Source organism: Legionella feeleii (assembly GCF_001467625.1).
Lineage (GTDB): Bacteria > Pseudomonadota > Gammaproteobacteria > Legionellales > Legionellaceae > Tatlockia > Tatlockia feeleii.
In genome coordinates, this window is record NZ_LNYB01000081.1 from 51,344 (window position 1) to 66,407 (window position 15,064).

Here is a 15,064-nt window from a genome sequence, read left to right on the forward strand (position 1 = left end):
TACACTCGCAGTAAAAAACTGCCGGGGCACTCAACTAATCAATAATTTGAGGTTTTTGTGGCTAATTTAATCACTGAAGAATTCCATCATTTACTCGTCGAAAAACAACAATTAATACAAAATGGTGTTGAGCTAGTACACGATTATCCAAGCCTTAAGGCACAAACGATTCAGCAAGAACTTCACGACGAAATTGAAGCATTGGTAAAACTTCTTGGCGAGGGTTTGGAAACCTTTCGCCAAGGTTTTTTAGACCGTTGTAAACAGCGTGCTGAACAAAATGCCAATTCTTGTTTAAGCCTGTTTGCGATGCCTGACGGGGAATGCAACCAACTCTATTGGCACATTGCAGCGCGTCTATTTGAGCCTAAAACCATGGGAGACCTGTTAGGCATCTTAGCTCCTAACATCACTACTCTAGTCAGCTATGAGGTTGCTTCTGATGCCAATCAGGGTTCGTTACGCGAACGCGCCAAAAATCCGGTCTTCCATTTTGAAGAAAGAGACCTTAGCAGTTTAAACCAGGAACCATCGCGTGCTGCCTTAGGCGAACTTGCTGTTAGCGGCAATCACCTTTTTGAGGTGACTAACCTCGTGCAATTCGATTTTGCCACCCATGAAAAATTCTTTGATGCCTTCCAACAGCAGTACCCAGAATTAGCCGCAACACTTTATCAGCATAATGAAGCCTTCAAAACGCTTCAAAAGAACTTAGTGATAGTCAGTAAAGGTCGATCACCACGAGAAGTCATTCAAGAGTTCATCCAACAGCTTCTTTTAGGCGGCGAAACCTTAACCGGGGAAACCTATGCCAGTCTCGAGGCTCAAAAAGCCGTAACCGATTTCTTTGGCTATTTGGAATCGCTTCCTGACTCCCTTAAACAAGCATTATTAGGGTTGAAAACCAAGAAAAGCTTTTCATTAAACGATGTTTGTGAACACCTAAGAAATGAAAACTGTGTCGAGCAGGCTGCATCGTATTTAAAAGATATTCTAAATAATGAAGCCAATACAGTTAAGCTGGATACCCGACCTCATTTGTCGCCAGAACAGTTGCAAGCGATTCAACGGCCTTATGGAAGAATATACCCTTTACCCGCCGCCAGTACGAATACCACCACAACGCTCCCCATACACTACCTCGAAGAGAGTTTAAACCAATTAGTCATCGATGATGAACAGGCTTATTTAAATCTTATTCTTGCCTTCCCCCCAAGCTACTACTCCCTACTATTCAAACATGCGCAAATTACCTGTGAGCCAGCTTTACCGGAAGAACTGGGTGAAATGATAGAGAATGGATTCTTTAATGAAGAACAACTGGCTGCCCTTAACCAAGCTATTGTTGACAATAGCGAGCGCTTGGGCGGTTTGTCCGAATGCCTGCAATTCGCCCTCTATAACAATTATGAATTAATAAAACTTATTTTAACGCCATTGCCTTCTAATGAACGCCTGGCGCCCTTCAAAATAAAATATCGCAAAGATGAAACGTTTTTGCACTTCTTGACGGAAGAACCAGAAGCATTAAGGACTGTTTTGCCTTTGCTACCTGAGTCGGAACGCTTGGCTTTAGTCAATGAAAAAGATGCAACAGGCAACAGTACTTTACACCTTGCTGCCAATAATCCAGAAGCCATAAAGGCTATCTTAACGTCATTACCTGAATCCGACCGTCTTGTGGCAGTCAGCACAAAAAACAGTAAACACAACTCCACACTCCATCTTGCTGCCAATAACCCGGGAGCGTTAAAAGCTATTTTAGACTCCCTCCCCGAATCCGATCGCCTGGCTGCAATCAACATAAAGAACAGCGACGGAGAACGCATACTCCATTGTGCCGCCGATAATTCAGAGGCGTTGAAAGTCATTTTGACCTCCTTACCCGAATCCGTGCGTTTAACTGCCGTGAAAAAGAAGAACGGTGAAGGTAACTCTAGCCTGCATTACGTGATCGATAAGCGCGAAGCCTTGGAAACTATTTTAACTTTGCTGCCTGAAGATCAGCGCTGGGAAGCGGTCAAACAAAGAAACAGCAATAATGCCAGTCTTTTGCATCGACTGGTCTATTATAAAAAAAATGCCTTAGGCGTGGTTTTTGGCTTATTACATGAGTCACACCGCTTGGCGGCAATTCAAGAAAAAAATCGCGCAGGCAACAGCCTCCTGCAAAGGCTTTTTTCTCAACCAGAAACCATTATCATGCTGTTGACTCTACTGCCTAAAGCCGACCGCTTTGCAGCAGTTACAGAGAAAGACGATAGAGGCAATACCCTCTTGCATCGGGTAGAGGTACAAACCTTGGCAAGTCTTTTAGCGCTGTTACCGGAAACTGAGCGTCTTGCAGCACTCACCATACAAAACAAACGCGGTAACAGTGTTCTGCATACGATGCCTATTGATAATTGGGCAGCAATGGCAGCTGTTCTCACCGTTGTGCCAGAAGATAAGCGCCTGGCTGCACTCAGAGATAGAGACCATGAAGGCGAGCGGAGTTTACTGCTGCGAATCGCTGATGAGCCGAAAATTTTACAAGCCGTCTTAACTTTATTACCTGAGACCGATCGCCTCACCGCACTCCTTGAAGAAGACAGCGAAGACAATAAAATTTTATATGAATTCGCTGATAATTCAGAATCCTTGCAGGCTATTTTAGCTTTATTACCACCGCCCGATTATGAAATTGCTGTCAGGGAAATAGACTATTATAAGCAAACGACCTTATTTAATTTCCTTCAGGAAAAACGACGGCTACTAAAGGATATTGGGGTAGCCCATGATTACCCAAGCCTTAAGGCACAAACGATTCAGCAAGAACTTCACGACGAAATTGAAGCATTGGTAAAACTTCTTGGCGAGGGTTTGGAAACCTTTCGCCAAGGTTTTTTAGACCGTTGTAAACAGCGTGCTGAACAAAATGCCGGTACTTGTTTAAGCCTGTTTGCGATGCCTGACGGGGAATGCAATCAATTGTACTGGCACATTGCAGAGCGCTTATTTGAGCCTAAAACCATGGGAGACCTGTTAGGCATCTTAGCTCCTAACATCACTACCCTAATCAGCTATGAGGTTGCTTCTGATGCCAATCAGGGTTCGTTACGCGAACGCGCCAAAAATCTGGTCTTCCATTTTGAAGAAAGAAACCTTAGCAGTTTAAAGCAGGAACCCGCTCGTGCTGCTTTAAGCGAACTCGCTGTTAGCGGCAATCAACTTTTTGAGGTGACTAACCTCGTGCAATTCGATTTTGTCACCCATGAAAAATTCTTTGATGCCTTCCAACAGCAATACCCAGAATTAACCGCAACACTTTATCAGCACAATGAAGCCTTCAAAACACTTCAAAAGAACCTAGTGGTAGTCAGAAAAGGGCAATCACCACGAGAAGTCATTCAAGAGTTCATCCAACAGCTTCTTTTAGGCGGCGAAACCTTAACCGGGGAAATCGAAGCCAGCCTCGAGGCTCAAAAAGCCGTAACCGATTTCTTTGGCTATTTGGAATCGCTTCCTAACGCCATTAAAGGAGCATTATTACTATTAGAAACTCAGTCAGGCACCTCATTGACCGGTGTTTGCGAACATTTAAGAAATGAAACCTGTGTCGAGCTGGCTGCATCGTATTTAAAAGATATTCTAAAGAATGAAGCCAATGCAGTTACACTGGATACCCGACCTCATTTGTCGCCAGAACAGTTGCAAGCGATTCAACGGCTTTATGGAAGAGCACGCCCTTTACCCGCCGCCAGTACGAATACCACCACAACGCTACCCATACACTACCTGGAAGAAGGTTTAAAGCAATTAGTTATTGATGATGAACAGGCTTATTTAAATCTTTTACTTGCGCTTTCCCCAAGCTACTACACGCTATTCCTCAAACAGGTGCAAACCTCCTGCGATCCTGATTTGCCGGGAGAGTTAGGCGAAATGATGAGGAGCGGACTCTTTAATAGGGAACAGTTCACAGCGCTTAACCAAGCCATTGTTGACAATAGGGAGCGATTTGGCGGCTTTGCCGAAAACCTGCGATTCGCCTTAAACTACAGCAATTATGAGTTATTGGGACTTGTTCTAACTTCATTGTCCCCTGAGGAGCGCCTGGCGCAATTCAAAGTAACCTATGATGGAGACGACGGGTACAAATACACTCTCCTGCATATGATGTCGGGCAAACCGGAAGCATTAGCGACTGCTTTAACCTTGCTCCCGGAGTCAGATCGCCTGGCTACAATCAATGAGGAAGACAGTGAAGGTAACAGTGTGTTACATCTTGCTGTTAACAACCCGGACGCGTTAAAAGCTATTTTAACCTCAATGCCCGAAACGGCTCGCCTGAAGGCCATCAACAAGAAAAACAGCGCAGGCAACTCTGTGCTCCATGTCGCTATTAATAGTCCCCGGGCATTGCAAACTATTTTGGATTTACTTTCTCCAGAAGAACAAACTGCCGTCAAGGAAGAAGAACTTTATAAGCGGATGGCCTTAGTTAATCTCCTCCAGGAAAAGCGTGCGTTATTACAGGATTTGGGGATAGCCCATGATTACCCAAGCCTCAGGGCAGAAGTGATCGAGCAAGAGCTTCACGTCCAAATTGAATCATTGCTAGAACTTCTATGTTACAGCAAGGATTTAGAAGCCTTTCGCCAGGTATTTTTAGTTCGCTGTAACTCCCGTGCTGAAGGAAATGCAGGGACGTGTTTAAGCTTGTTTGCAATGCCAGACGGAGAATGTAATCAACTCTATTGGCAAATTGCCGAACTTTTATTTAAGCCCAAGACCATGGGAGACATGTTAGGCATATTAGCCCCTAACGTTACCACGCTGGTCAACTATGAGGTTAATTCCGATGCAAGTCAGGATTCATTGCGTGAACGCACAAGAAATCCTCTCTTTCGTTTCCAAGAAAAAAGTCTGGCCTGCTTAGAGCAGACTCCCTCCCGTGCTGCCTTGCGCGAATTGGCTGTTAGCGGCAGTCAACTCTTTGAGGTGGCCAATCTCATACAATTTGATTTTGCCACCCATGAAAAATTCTTTAATGCCTTCAAAACGCAATACCCAAACTTAGCCGAAGCACTTTATCAACATAATGATGCCTTCAAAACACTGCAAAAAAATTTAGTGCTAGTCAGTAAGGGCCAGACACCTCGAGAAGTCATTAATGAGTTCATTCAGCAGCTTCTTTCGGGAGGTGAAACCCTAACAGGAGAACCCTTTGCCAGTATCGATACACAAAAAGCAGTGACTGATTTTTTTGGCTATCTGGAATCGCTTCCAAACACGCTGAAGGAAGCATTATTAGAGTTGAAAACCAAAGAAGGTGTTCTTTTTTCATTAAATAATGTTTGTGAACATTTAAGAAGAGAAAACTGTGTCGAGCTGGCTGCATCCTATTTAAAAGATATTCTAAAGAATGAAGCCAATGCAGCTACACTGGATACCCGACCTCATTTGTCGCCAGAACAGTTGCAAGCGACTCAACGGCTTTATGGGAGAACACGCCCTTTACCTGCCGCCGGTACTAATACAACCACGACACTACCCACATACTACCTTGAAGATAATTTAAAACACTTAGTGATTAATGACGAACAGACTTATTTAAATCTTCTTCTTGCCTTTCCTCCAAGCTACTACACGCTACTATTCAAGCATGCACAAATTTCATGCGAACCAGCTTTACCAGTAGAGCTCGGTTACATGATAGAAAATGGCCTCTTTAATAGCGAACAACTAACCGTCCTTAATCAAGCCATTGTTGACAATAGGGAGCGATTGGGCGGCTTTTTCGAATGCCTGCAATTCGCCCTAAATTACAGCAATTATGAATTAGCGAAATTTATTCTAACCTCATTGCCCCCAGAACAGCGTGTAGCACGACTCACAGAAAAAGATGAGGTCGAAAACACACTTCTACATGCGGTAGCAAAACTACCCGAAATCTTAACGATTGCCTTGACCTTGTTACCTGAATCAGAGCGCTTGGCTATAATCAATGGCAAAGGCAGTAAAGGCAAGAGTGTTTTACAGCTTGCAGCCAAAAACCCCGATGCATTAAAAGCGATTTTAATGTCGCTTCCTGAGTCAGACCGCCTCGCTGCTGTTAATGAAAAGAATGGTAATGGCGATTCGACACTCCATCTTGCAGCCAAAAACCCCGATGCATTAAAAACGATTTTAATGTCGCTTCCTGAGTCAGACCGCCTCGCTGCTGTTAATGAAAAAAATAGTAATGGCGATTCGACACTCCATCTTGCAGCCAAAAACCCCAAAGCCTTGGAGACTATTCTAACCGCCTTACCTGCCATTCAACGCTGGGATGCAGTCAACGAAGAAAATGGCAAGCACATCAATCTGTTGCGTCAAATTATTAACAAGAAAGACACTTTAGCGATGGTTTTTGGCCTATTGCACGAATCACATCGCTTGCTGGCGAATAAAGTCAATAATCTCCTGATGGGTACTATCTATTCTTCAGAAACCTTAACCACCCTATTGGCCTTAATACCCGAAACCGAGCGCTTAGCAGCACTTAAAGACGATAGAGGCAATATTATCCTGCCTGATTTATACGCACGATACAGCGCTAATTGGACAAATATTTTACCGTTATTGCCGAATAGTGACCTCCTTGAATTCTTTACTGCAAAGGGAGGCGATTATCAAAATATCCTCGAGCGAATAACTACAGAAGAAGAATTTGTCACCCTATTGGCTTTATTACCAGAAGCAGTACCCTTAACCAGCTCAGCTTATTCTGCTAAAAAGAATGCACAAATTTCACTGCTGTATAGCCATATTAACCAATTAAGAAGCTACGGCGGAGAATTATATGATCATCTTATTGACAAAGAGGCCGAGAAAGAAGGTAAAAAAGCCATTGTTTTAGCACTCAATCTCAATCATTTTGCCAACAAATTTATTTATGCGCAAAATAACGAGGAACGACAAGTCGCGAAAATGGCGTTTGAAAAAGAACTGCGAAAAGGCATGCTCGATATGCAACACCGGGCACTTTGGAAGCCTATTCTGGCTAACATCGTCCTTGCTGCTACAGGCCTAGGCTTGTTGATGATTGTAGGGAAAGTATGTTTAACCGGAAGCGCTTTTTTTATGCAAACCGAACGCCATAAGCAAATCGATAAAATCGCCAGTAATTTTACTGCGTTACAGATAGAAGAGGAAACGCCTTTGGTGAGTGCTTCCATTTAAGTCTATCACTAAAAATCCCTCTTCAATTGTCACCCCGAACAAAGAGAAAAATCTCCTGGGCCCTCAGGAGATTCTCCCGCTACGTTCAAGAGGATGATGTGGAGGGAACCCAAGATGACACATGGAATACGCATCAAATCTCATACATCATTATTTGCAATCACCGGGCTTCACAGAGGCCCGGCCTAATTCAGCGCCGTTTTTATCATCATAAATAGCAGAAAAAATGATCCCTTGCTTAACGTAACGACTTAAATCCTTGTCGCTGCAAATTTCTTTTATTAATTCGGGTTTGATGTTTTCGTTAAAGTAATTCAGATCAACCTCTGATTTATCCGCCTTCAGTAACCGATAGCTGTAGGTAATTGTTTTGTTATCAAATGAAATCGCGTAAATTTCGGTGTCGGAGTCAATTTTACTCGGTAAGCCTTTCTTTAGCTGAGTGACTTCCATTTTAATTTTATCGGACAAGCTAGCCCTGAAGAATAAATTTGCTAATAAAACCGCTTTCACAATAAGTAGAACAGCACCCGGTATAACTGCCAATTTGGCAAGCCATCGCCAGAGTCTACGCCCCTTGTATTTATTACTACTTCGCCAAATTGCAACATAAATTAAAGGGAAATAAATAAAGGGGAAAATAAGATAGAGATAAAAAAACCACTCCATATGAGAGGTTGTTGCCAATTGAAAGTAGTATTTCTCGATTACCTTCCCTATACCATTATAAATAATCTCGGGGATTACTCCAAAAACCCAATAGGTAATAACCAGCCGAATATTCCCTTTTAGTAATTCCCGCATCGTTTAAAGCCCCTTGGATTCGTTTATTTATTGTAGCCAAAATCAATATCGTTTTCGTATCAAGCCTGGCCTTATTGCTCCAGCATTTCAATAATTAAATGATTCACTTCCACCTCGTTGTGAAAAGCATTTTCCACCATTTCTCGCGAATACTCTTTTTGGCTTGGCAGCATGATGAAAACCTCGCGTCGAGGATTATAGAGGGCATGTATTACACCATATTCAAAGGTATTTATGGTATCGGCTTGCGGAGAACATTTGTTTTTTAGCCACCTTTTAAAGTTTTCATGCTCGGTCATTATCTTTCCTTGAATTAGAGCTACAAACTAAATATAGAATAAAGGCAAGCAGTTGGCACTTGAAGTAATCTGTGATAAAAATTTTGTCGATTAATATTGTTCCAATTTTATTAAGGAAAAAAATGAAACCGGCTATTTCAATGTACAATGCTTCAGTTCCAGTTTTTAAACAATTACTGAATTCATTAAATACCATTCTGGATAAGGCTCAAACTCACCTGGTCAGTGGTGAAATAGCAGCTGATTCCCTGCTGCAGGCAAACCTCTTTCCAGATATGTTTAATTTTACTCGCCAAATTCAAATCGCAACTGATTTTGCCAAGGGAGTTGTTGCCCGTTTAGCGGGGGTGGAGGTGCCTGTTTATGACGATAATGAAGATAGCTTTGAAGCCTTACAGGCACGCATTGAAAAAACCCTGAAATTTATCGCTGCGATTAAACCCGAACAGCTTAATGGTAGTGAAGAAAAAGAAATCACCATTCGCCCCGGCACCCCTAAAGAAAGAACCTTTAACGGCCAAACCTATCTCTTACACTATGGTCTGCCGCAATTTTTCTTTCACGTGACAACAGCCTATGGCATCTTAAGAAATCAAGGTGTGGAAATAGGAAAAATGGATTACATGGGAAGAATTCCGTAGTCCCGGTTTATTTATATTCACTGGCTAATTAAAGATAGATAGAGTGATTGATACATCCTTTTTTCACCGAATCAGTGAAGAATCTCCCGGGAATTAGGAGATCTCCCACTGCGTTTGAAATGGCGAGGGAGTTACAAGTCTATGTACCATTTTTATCGCACCTTTTTAATTACAGTGATTTGGCTTTCCCTATTGGCCGTACCCTATATGCTCGTTGCTTATGCCTGTTATGCAGGTCTGTGTGGTGGCTCCGCAGCAACAAAAATTAGAAACGAGCATCCGCACTATATTTCAATCATCGGTTATTCTATCTGGCTCTACCCACTGATCGCGCTTTATGCGCTCTACCACTCTCGCAAACTGGCGGAATATGCTTATCGTTCTACAACCATCTTATGGCTTCCTTTACTTTGCCTGCTTCCTTTTATTTACGTAATGCATCAAACCAGTTCGATAGAGACTAAGGAGACGCAGCAGCGGGAAGCTTACTATCGTGCCCAACCTAACGATTTCGTCTGCGCTCCGGGGAAATTTATCCGTTTTGATCCCTTACAACCTGAACACACCTATTTTTTTACGGGAACCCCCGATGGGAAAGGATCAACTGTCTCTTATTTTTATAAAACTGACGAGTTAAACGCGTTTTTAAAAAACAACAAGATAGATGGTTCGCAATGTAAAAATCAAAAAGGAATTCCATTCAGCAATTTTATCAAACCCTAAAGCGTGGGGCTCAGCAGAATACCCTGCATAAAGGATGTCCGGTAAATAAACCCTGGTTTTTTGCTTATACTTCCAATTAGACTTAAGTTTTTGTTACCGTTAACCCTGGCGTTCGGGCAGAGATGGCGCATAGCGCATACCAAGCCCGAACGCCAGGGTGAGTAATTTAGACCATTTAAACTGCTCTTGCCCTCAGGTCATTATGAAAAATAATACACAGCAATCACTCACTCAATTTATCGTTAGTCTTTTAAAGCCCTATAAAAGTTATCTGGCCATTTTTGCCTTTGTCGCCCTCGTTTGGGCAATAACAAATACCCTGCTGCCTTATATTCTTAAGATCATTATTGATAAGGCGGTGGCAACGGCTGGCGATCGCTCATCCTTTGCTCTAATTCAACCTTACATTTTTTTATATATCGCAGTATGGATAGGCCTATGCCTTGATATGCGCCTCCTGGATTGGGTCAAAATGAAACTGTTCCCCAATCTTCGCCAGGACACCATGGAAAAGATGTTTGCGTACTTAAACCAGCATTCTCACCAATATTTCCAAAACAATTTTGCTGGTAGTTTAATTAATAAAATTTCCGATATGCAGGGTGGAATTATTGAAATTCTTACTACTCTCGATGATATGTATGCCCAATTATTAGGCCTTATCATCGCTATCACTACCTTACTGCTCATTCATCCTGTCTTCGCCTTCATTTTGATTGCCTGGGTTATCAGTTTTCTACTCATCACTTTTTTATTTTTAAAACCGATTGAAAAGCTTTCCCATGTCTTTGCCGAAGCACGTAGTTCTGTAGTGGGTAAAATGGTAGATAGCATCAGTAATATTGTGAATATTCGTTTGTTCGCCAAACATGCTTATGAAAACAGTTATATCAGCAGAGCCATTGTTGACACGGTACAAAAAGACAGGAAGATGCAGGCGAAGATCATCCACATGAGAATTTATTGGGATATCAGTATCGTTGCCTTATTAGGCTTCAATCTTTGGTTGCTGGGGCGGATGTACAGCCAAAATCTGGTAACGGTAGGCGATTTTAGTTTTATTATTAGCCTATCCATCAGTATATTATGGAATCTCTGGTTTATTGCCGGTCAATTCGTTGCCTTTTCCGAGCAAATCGGTAAATGCAAACAGGCCCTTTCTATCATTAATGCCGTTCATGACATTGTAGACGTTAAGGATGCAAAACCCCTGGTTGTTCATCAGGGTGAAATCCAATTTGAAAATGTCAGCTTTCATTATGATAAAGGATCGCGTCTTTTTAAAAATAAGACGATTGTGCTTCATCCTGGTGAAAAGGTAGGTCTTGTTGGTTTTTCAGGAAGCGGTAAAAGTACTTTTGTAAACCTCATTTTAAGACTATTTGCGGTTGAATCCGGTCGGATAACCATTGATCAGCAAAATATTAGTGAGGTAACGCAAGAGTCATTGCGAGAAAACATCGCGTTAATTCCCCAGGATATTTCCTTGTTTCACCGTACGCTAATGGAAAATATTCGCTATGGGCGCTCGGGTGCAAGCGATGACGAGGTCATTGCTGCCTCGGAAAAAGCCCACTGCCATGAGTTCATTAGCCAGCTCGATGAAGGATATCAATCGATGGTGGGAGAGCGGGGCATCAAATTATCCGGCGGGCAACGCCAGCGCATTGCGATTGCAAGGGCAATATTAAAAAATGCACCCATTCTCATTTTAGACGAAGCCACTTCAGCACTTGATTCGGTAACCGAAAAATACATTCAGGATGCCTTACACCGTTTGATGGAAGGAAAAACGACCCTTGTTATTGCTCATCGCTTATCCACTCTCTCTGCAATGGATAGAATCCTGGTCTTTGATAATGGCCAGATTATTGAAGATGGAACTCATCAAGAGTTAATCGGGCTAAAAGGACATTATGCCAAAATGTGGCAAATGCAGGCCGGGGGTTTTCTGCCAGAATATTCAAGCGAACCGGTGGAGAAATAACCAAGGCGGATTCCGTATACCCCGCTTGGCGGGGAATAAGTGGACTAAAAATTAGGAGTTGGTAGAACCAAGACCATTAAAACTCGATTGCTGTTGCTCATCGTCATCAGAGTCTTGAACTTCGACAAACGGTGCAATAAAACCTGACTGGCTCAACGCTTTTGTTGGCGCACTGGAAACCTCTTGGAAGAAATTAGTTTTTCTTTGAAACGTGTCGGAAAGAGAAACGCCAATAACAACCAAAACTCTTGAAATGGTTGCAAGAAAACTATAAAAAACAGATTTAATTTGTGCACCCGGCAATACGTCCGTTTGCACCGGACAGTTGCGGGAGCACAGGAAAAATTAGATTAATTTTCCTTAAACTTGGTTATCAACCATTTTTGAGAGGAATCACTATCCTTAGGCACGGGTTCTACAACAATCGTTTGGACCAACGGCGGGTTAAAGGGGCCGCTCGAAGTAGCCCATTGATAAGTAATTTGAAATTGCCAGACCGTCTTCTCTTTTGACGTCTCTTTAATTTTATAAGAAGTAATCCAGGGACTGGATGTTCCAGATACCCAATAAGGCCAATTGTCTTTGTAGTTATTTTTCAGGGGCGGAGAAAACAACATAAATTGCACAGCTCCATTGCGATCTTTATTAGCCTGCGCAAATAAGGCAGCGACGTTAGCTGGGCTATCAGGTGCCAAGGCTTTTTCCAGCATTGCAATGCGAGCAGCATCAGACTCCGACTGCGAAACAGCCCCGGCAGCATTAACTGGGAAACAAGAAGCTAAAATAACCGTGCAGAAAAATATGAAGGGCAATTTTGAAGTTTGCATAATGATCCCTGGCAAAAACATTAAAATTGTCCACCGAGTTTATCCGTTTAATGATGGCTATTCTACCGATATTTCTGTATTAATTACGGGATTATGATCAAGGTGCTGCAATCCTTCGCATTACCTCAACTGCAGTGGGAAATCGCTGAAGATTGAACACTGCGCTAGTTTTCTACCTTATGTCCAAGAGGTAGCATTTTTTATCATTTTCCCGTAAAACTCCCGGCCATTGGATTGAATGGGGCATTTACTGTTCCTACAGGACGTAGGCATGCCATTGCAAAATAATTAACCTGATATTGGAGTTCATGATGACAAAACTGATTAATCCTATTTTTGAAAAAACCGATGAGGAATTGTTGAAATTCGCAACTCAGCGTTTTTTTACTATGTTTACTCCAATCCAAAAAACCAAGACAAAACAATCTGATTTCGTTGCATTCGTGGCAAATCCGTTTATTGATACTTATTTAGAACCAATGTTTGCACTTGACGCTACAATTCATCTTGCGAATGCTATTGCCTCCTTAGCTAAAGGATTTTATACCTGGTCTCTTAATCAGCAGAAGACAACTAGCCTCTTGGATGAGGAGTCTGCACAAGAATTTGGTGAAGCATGGGAAAGCGCATACCATGCAGGGTCAATGATGATAGCGGAAAGCTTAGGCGCTCTTTTCAGCATCATTAGCCTCTTTACGCGTCCAGTAGCCTCTATTGTTCAAGCAATTGCTGATGAGAGTTCTTCCTACTCGCCTGGTTACCGATAAAAATAACCCGGATGCGATTCACTGCATCCGGGGAAATCCCCCTGCTCATCTGTCCGGTGTTTCGACTCCGCTACGACAGTTACAATAAATCCAGAACCAAGATAATCCTTAACACTTCGATTTCTTAAGGCATTTTTCAAGCATTTTATTGGCTTGTACGGCATTGCGGAGATCTCTTGATTTAACCGCTGCGAGCAAATATTCCGATATGATACGTACCGGCTTAATGACCAATACCATCTGCCTCAAGGCTGCCATCGTAGCCGGCGAGGCATTATTCGCATAGATTTGAAACAGGTGAGCCAATACCGAATAATCTTGCTTGCAATAGCGCGCTACACTACAAAAAAACAGCCAGATATCTCTTGCCTGTGCTTGCGCGAGGCTCATTACTGCCACAGGATTTTCTTCCAAATCAATCAAGAAGACCGTGCCATTTTGCAAAGTCATATCGCGCAAAGAAGGCCGGCCATGACACAAATTAGCCTGGTGTAAATTGACAAGGGCAGACATTGCTTTTTCAAACAAAGCAACTCGTTCTTCGCGATCGGTGATTTGCTCTGCCAACTGCTGCAAATTTAAACCAACATCGCTGGTAATAATGTAATGGGACGTTGATGCTACAACGTCCGGTACGGGCAAGCCTTTTGTAGCAAATAGACGCAGGCGCTCTGCTTCCTGGATCAAACTATCCGATTTATCTGTAACCACTGTAGGATAAAAGGTAGCGATAGGAATGACGTAAGTTAACAGCGAGGCCAGGCGGTGCCACCTCGTTCTTTTAGAGGGTGGACGGCGCTTTATCCAAATGGTTTGACCTTCCAGGTCGATACGGCTTAACAATTCTAAAGGATGCTTTTTTATATACTCATCCGCTATTTGAAGAACTTGCATTGTTGACTGCATATTTTTACACCAATATAACTGGCGAGTACTATATTTAATAGTCACTAAATTTGCAAATAAACTCTTGGTATTCGCAACTGCATCCTTTCTTAGGGTCTTCACCCCCAATTTTAACCGCCGGCTTTCCACCCTAATTTATCGGTCATCTTTTTAAGAAAAATAGCTCGCTATTTATGCTATATTCAATTCTTATCATACCCTTGTTGCGCAGGGAAATTCCGGCCTATTTTGCACAAACGAGTTTTTAGGGCTATCGGCTTTTAATTTGCCAATTTTAATCTAAGGCGGGAAACCACTGGATTCGTCTACCGAAAATGATAAACATTGTCTTCCTGCGCAATAGGGGTAGCAGGTAAGTTGGGCGCTTCGCCCAACACAATGAGGCATAATAGGAACAGCTTCTATTTTTTTGCCATTGATGCAAAGAAGGCCTCGGCCCGCTTCCCAATTTCATGCTGGGTCAAATCTTCTTGGTGTGTCGCGATCATCCAGGAATAACCAAAAGGATCTTGAAGATGCCCGGCACGATCCCCCCAAAACATATCGGTTACTGGCATTGTTTCCTGGCCTCCGGCAGCAACAGCCTGCTTGAAGAAGGCATCCACATTAGTGACGTAAAGAAAGAGTCCTATTGGTGACTGTCCCAGTGTCTCAGCACTTTTTGCACAATTTTCCCCGCCATTCATCTCATCACCCATCATAATAATCGAATTACCGATTTTGATTGTGGCATGCATAATTCCTTTTCCGTCAGGATTAGGAAAAAGATCAACAAGTTGGGCATTAAATGCTTTTTTGTAGAATTCAATGGCTTTTTGACTGTCTTTAAAGGTGAGGGTTGGTGTAACAGTATGAAACCCCTCTGGAACTGCCTGGGTCATGTTTCTTCTCCTTCAGTTTTTTT

At 42.5% G+C, this 15,064-nt stretch carries 11 protein-coding genes; 5 read left to right on the forward strand and 6 right to left on the reverse strand.

Annotation, left to right across the window (positions count from 1 at the left end; translation table 11 throughout):
- The first annotated feature begins 57 nt into the window (after positions 1–57).
- On the forward strand, positions 58–7,206 hold the full coding sequence (locus tag Lfee_RS10105; RefSeq protein ID WP_058446433.1) for an alpha-amylase family protein: 7,149 nt from the start codon (positions 58–60) through the stop codon (positions 7,204–7,206).
- Between the two features lie 150 nt (positions 7,207–7,356).
- Here the strand turns inward: Lfee_RS10105 and Lfee_RS10110 are convergent, their stop codons facing one another.
- Together Lfee_RS10110 and Lfee_RS10115 are read right to left on the reverse strand one after the other, a co-directional pair.
- Positions 7,357–8,010 carry a hypothetical protein gene (locus Lfee_RS10110; protein WP_058446435.1) on the reverse strand — a complete coding sequence of 218 codons (654 nt, stop codon included), beginning with the start codon at positions 8,008–8,010 and terminating at the stop codon, positions 7,357–7,359.
- A gap of 71 nt (positions 8,011–8,081) precedes the next feature.
- Positions 8,082–8,309, reverse strand: coding sequence for a hypothetical protein (locus Lfee_RS10115; RefSeq protein WP_058446438.1), 228 nt, complete (start codon positions 8,307–8,309; stop codon positions 8,082–8,084).
- A gap of 122 nt (positions 8,310–8,431) precedes the next feature.
- Here Lfee_RS10115 and Lfee_RS10120 point away from each other — a divergent pair, with 122 nt between their 5' ends.
- From Lfee_RS10120 to Lfee_RS10130, 3 genes are all read left to right on the forward strand, one after another.
- On the forward strand, positions 8,432–8,950 hold the full coding sequence (locus Lfee_RS10120) for a DUF1993 domain-containing protein (protein ID WP_058446439.1): 519 nt from the start codon (positions 8,432–8,434) through the stop codon (positions 8,948–8,950).
- 141 nt (positions 8,951–9,091) lie between these two features.
- On the forward strand, positions 9,092–9,673 hold the full coding sequence (locus Lfee_RS10125) for a hypothetical protein (RefSeq protein ID WP_058446440.1): 582 nt from the start codon (positions 9,092–9,094) through the stop codon (positions 9,671–9,673).
- Positions 9,674–9,875: 202 nt separating this feature from the next.
- Positions 9,876–11,660, forward strand: a complete 1,785-nt coding sequence (locus Lfee_RS10130; protein WP_058446824.1) for an ABC transporter ATP-binding protein — start codon at positions 9,876–9,878, stop codon at positions 11,658–11,660.
- A gap of 51 nt (positions 11,661–11,711) precedes the next feature.
- On the opposite strand, the gene Lfee_RS10135 is transcribed toward Lfee_RS10130, so the two are convergent.
- Together Lfee_RS10135 and Lfee_RS10140 are read right to left on the reverse strand one after the other, a co-directional pair.
- On the reverse strand, positions 11,712–11,978 hold the full coding sequence (locus Lfee_RS10135) for a hypothetical protein (RefSeq protein WP_112854719.1): 267 nt from the start codon (positions 11,976–11,978) through the stop codon (positions 11,712–11,714).
- Between the two features lie 32 nt (positions 11,979–12,010).
- Entirely contained in the window at positions 12,011–12,487 is a 477-nt protein-coding gene (locus Lfee_RS10140; protein ID WP_058446826.1) for a hypothetical protein, read from the reverse strand.
- Between the two features lie 308 nt (positions 12,488–12,795).
- Between Lfee_RS10140 and Lfee_RS10145 the strand changes: the two genes are divergently transcribed.
- The gene (locus tag Lfee_RS10145) at positions 12,796–13,254 is read left to right on the forward strand and encodes a hypothetical protein (protein WP_131753156.1); all 459 of its coding nucleotides are present in this window, start codon (positions 12,796–12,798) and stop codon (positions 13,252–13,254) included.
- 108 nt (positions 13,255–13,362) lie between these two features.
- Here the strand turns inward: Lfee_RS10145 and Lfee_RS10150 are convergent, their stop codons facing one another.
- Together Lfee_RS10150 and Lfee_RS10155 are read right to left on the reverse strand one after the other, a co-directional pair.
- Positions 13,363–14,148, reverse strand: coding sequence for a BUD32 family EKC/KEOPS complex subunit (locus Lfee_RS10150; RefSeq protein WP_165482139.1), 786 nt, complete (start codon positions 14,146–14,148; stop codon positions 13,363–13,365).
- A gap of 413 nt (positions 14,149–14,561) precedes the next feature.
- Positions 14,562–15,041, reverse strand: coding sequence for a VOC family protein (locus Lfee_RS10155; protein ID WP_058446446.1), 480 nt, complete (start codon positions 15,039–15,041; stop codon positions 14,562–14,564).
- Positions 15,042–15,064 lie beyond the last annotated feature (23 nt).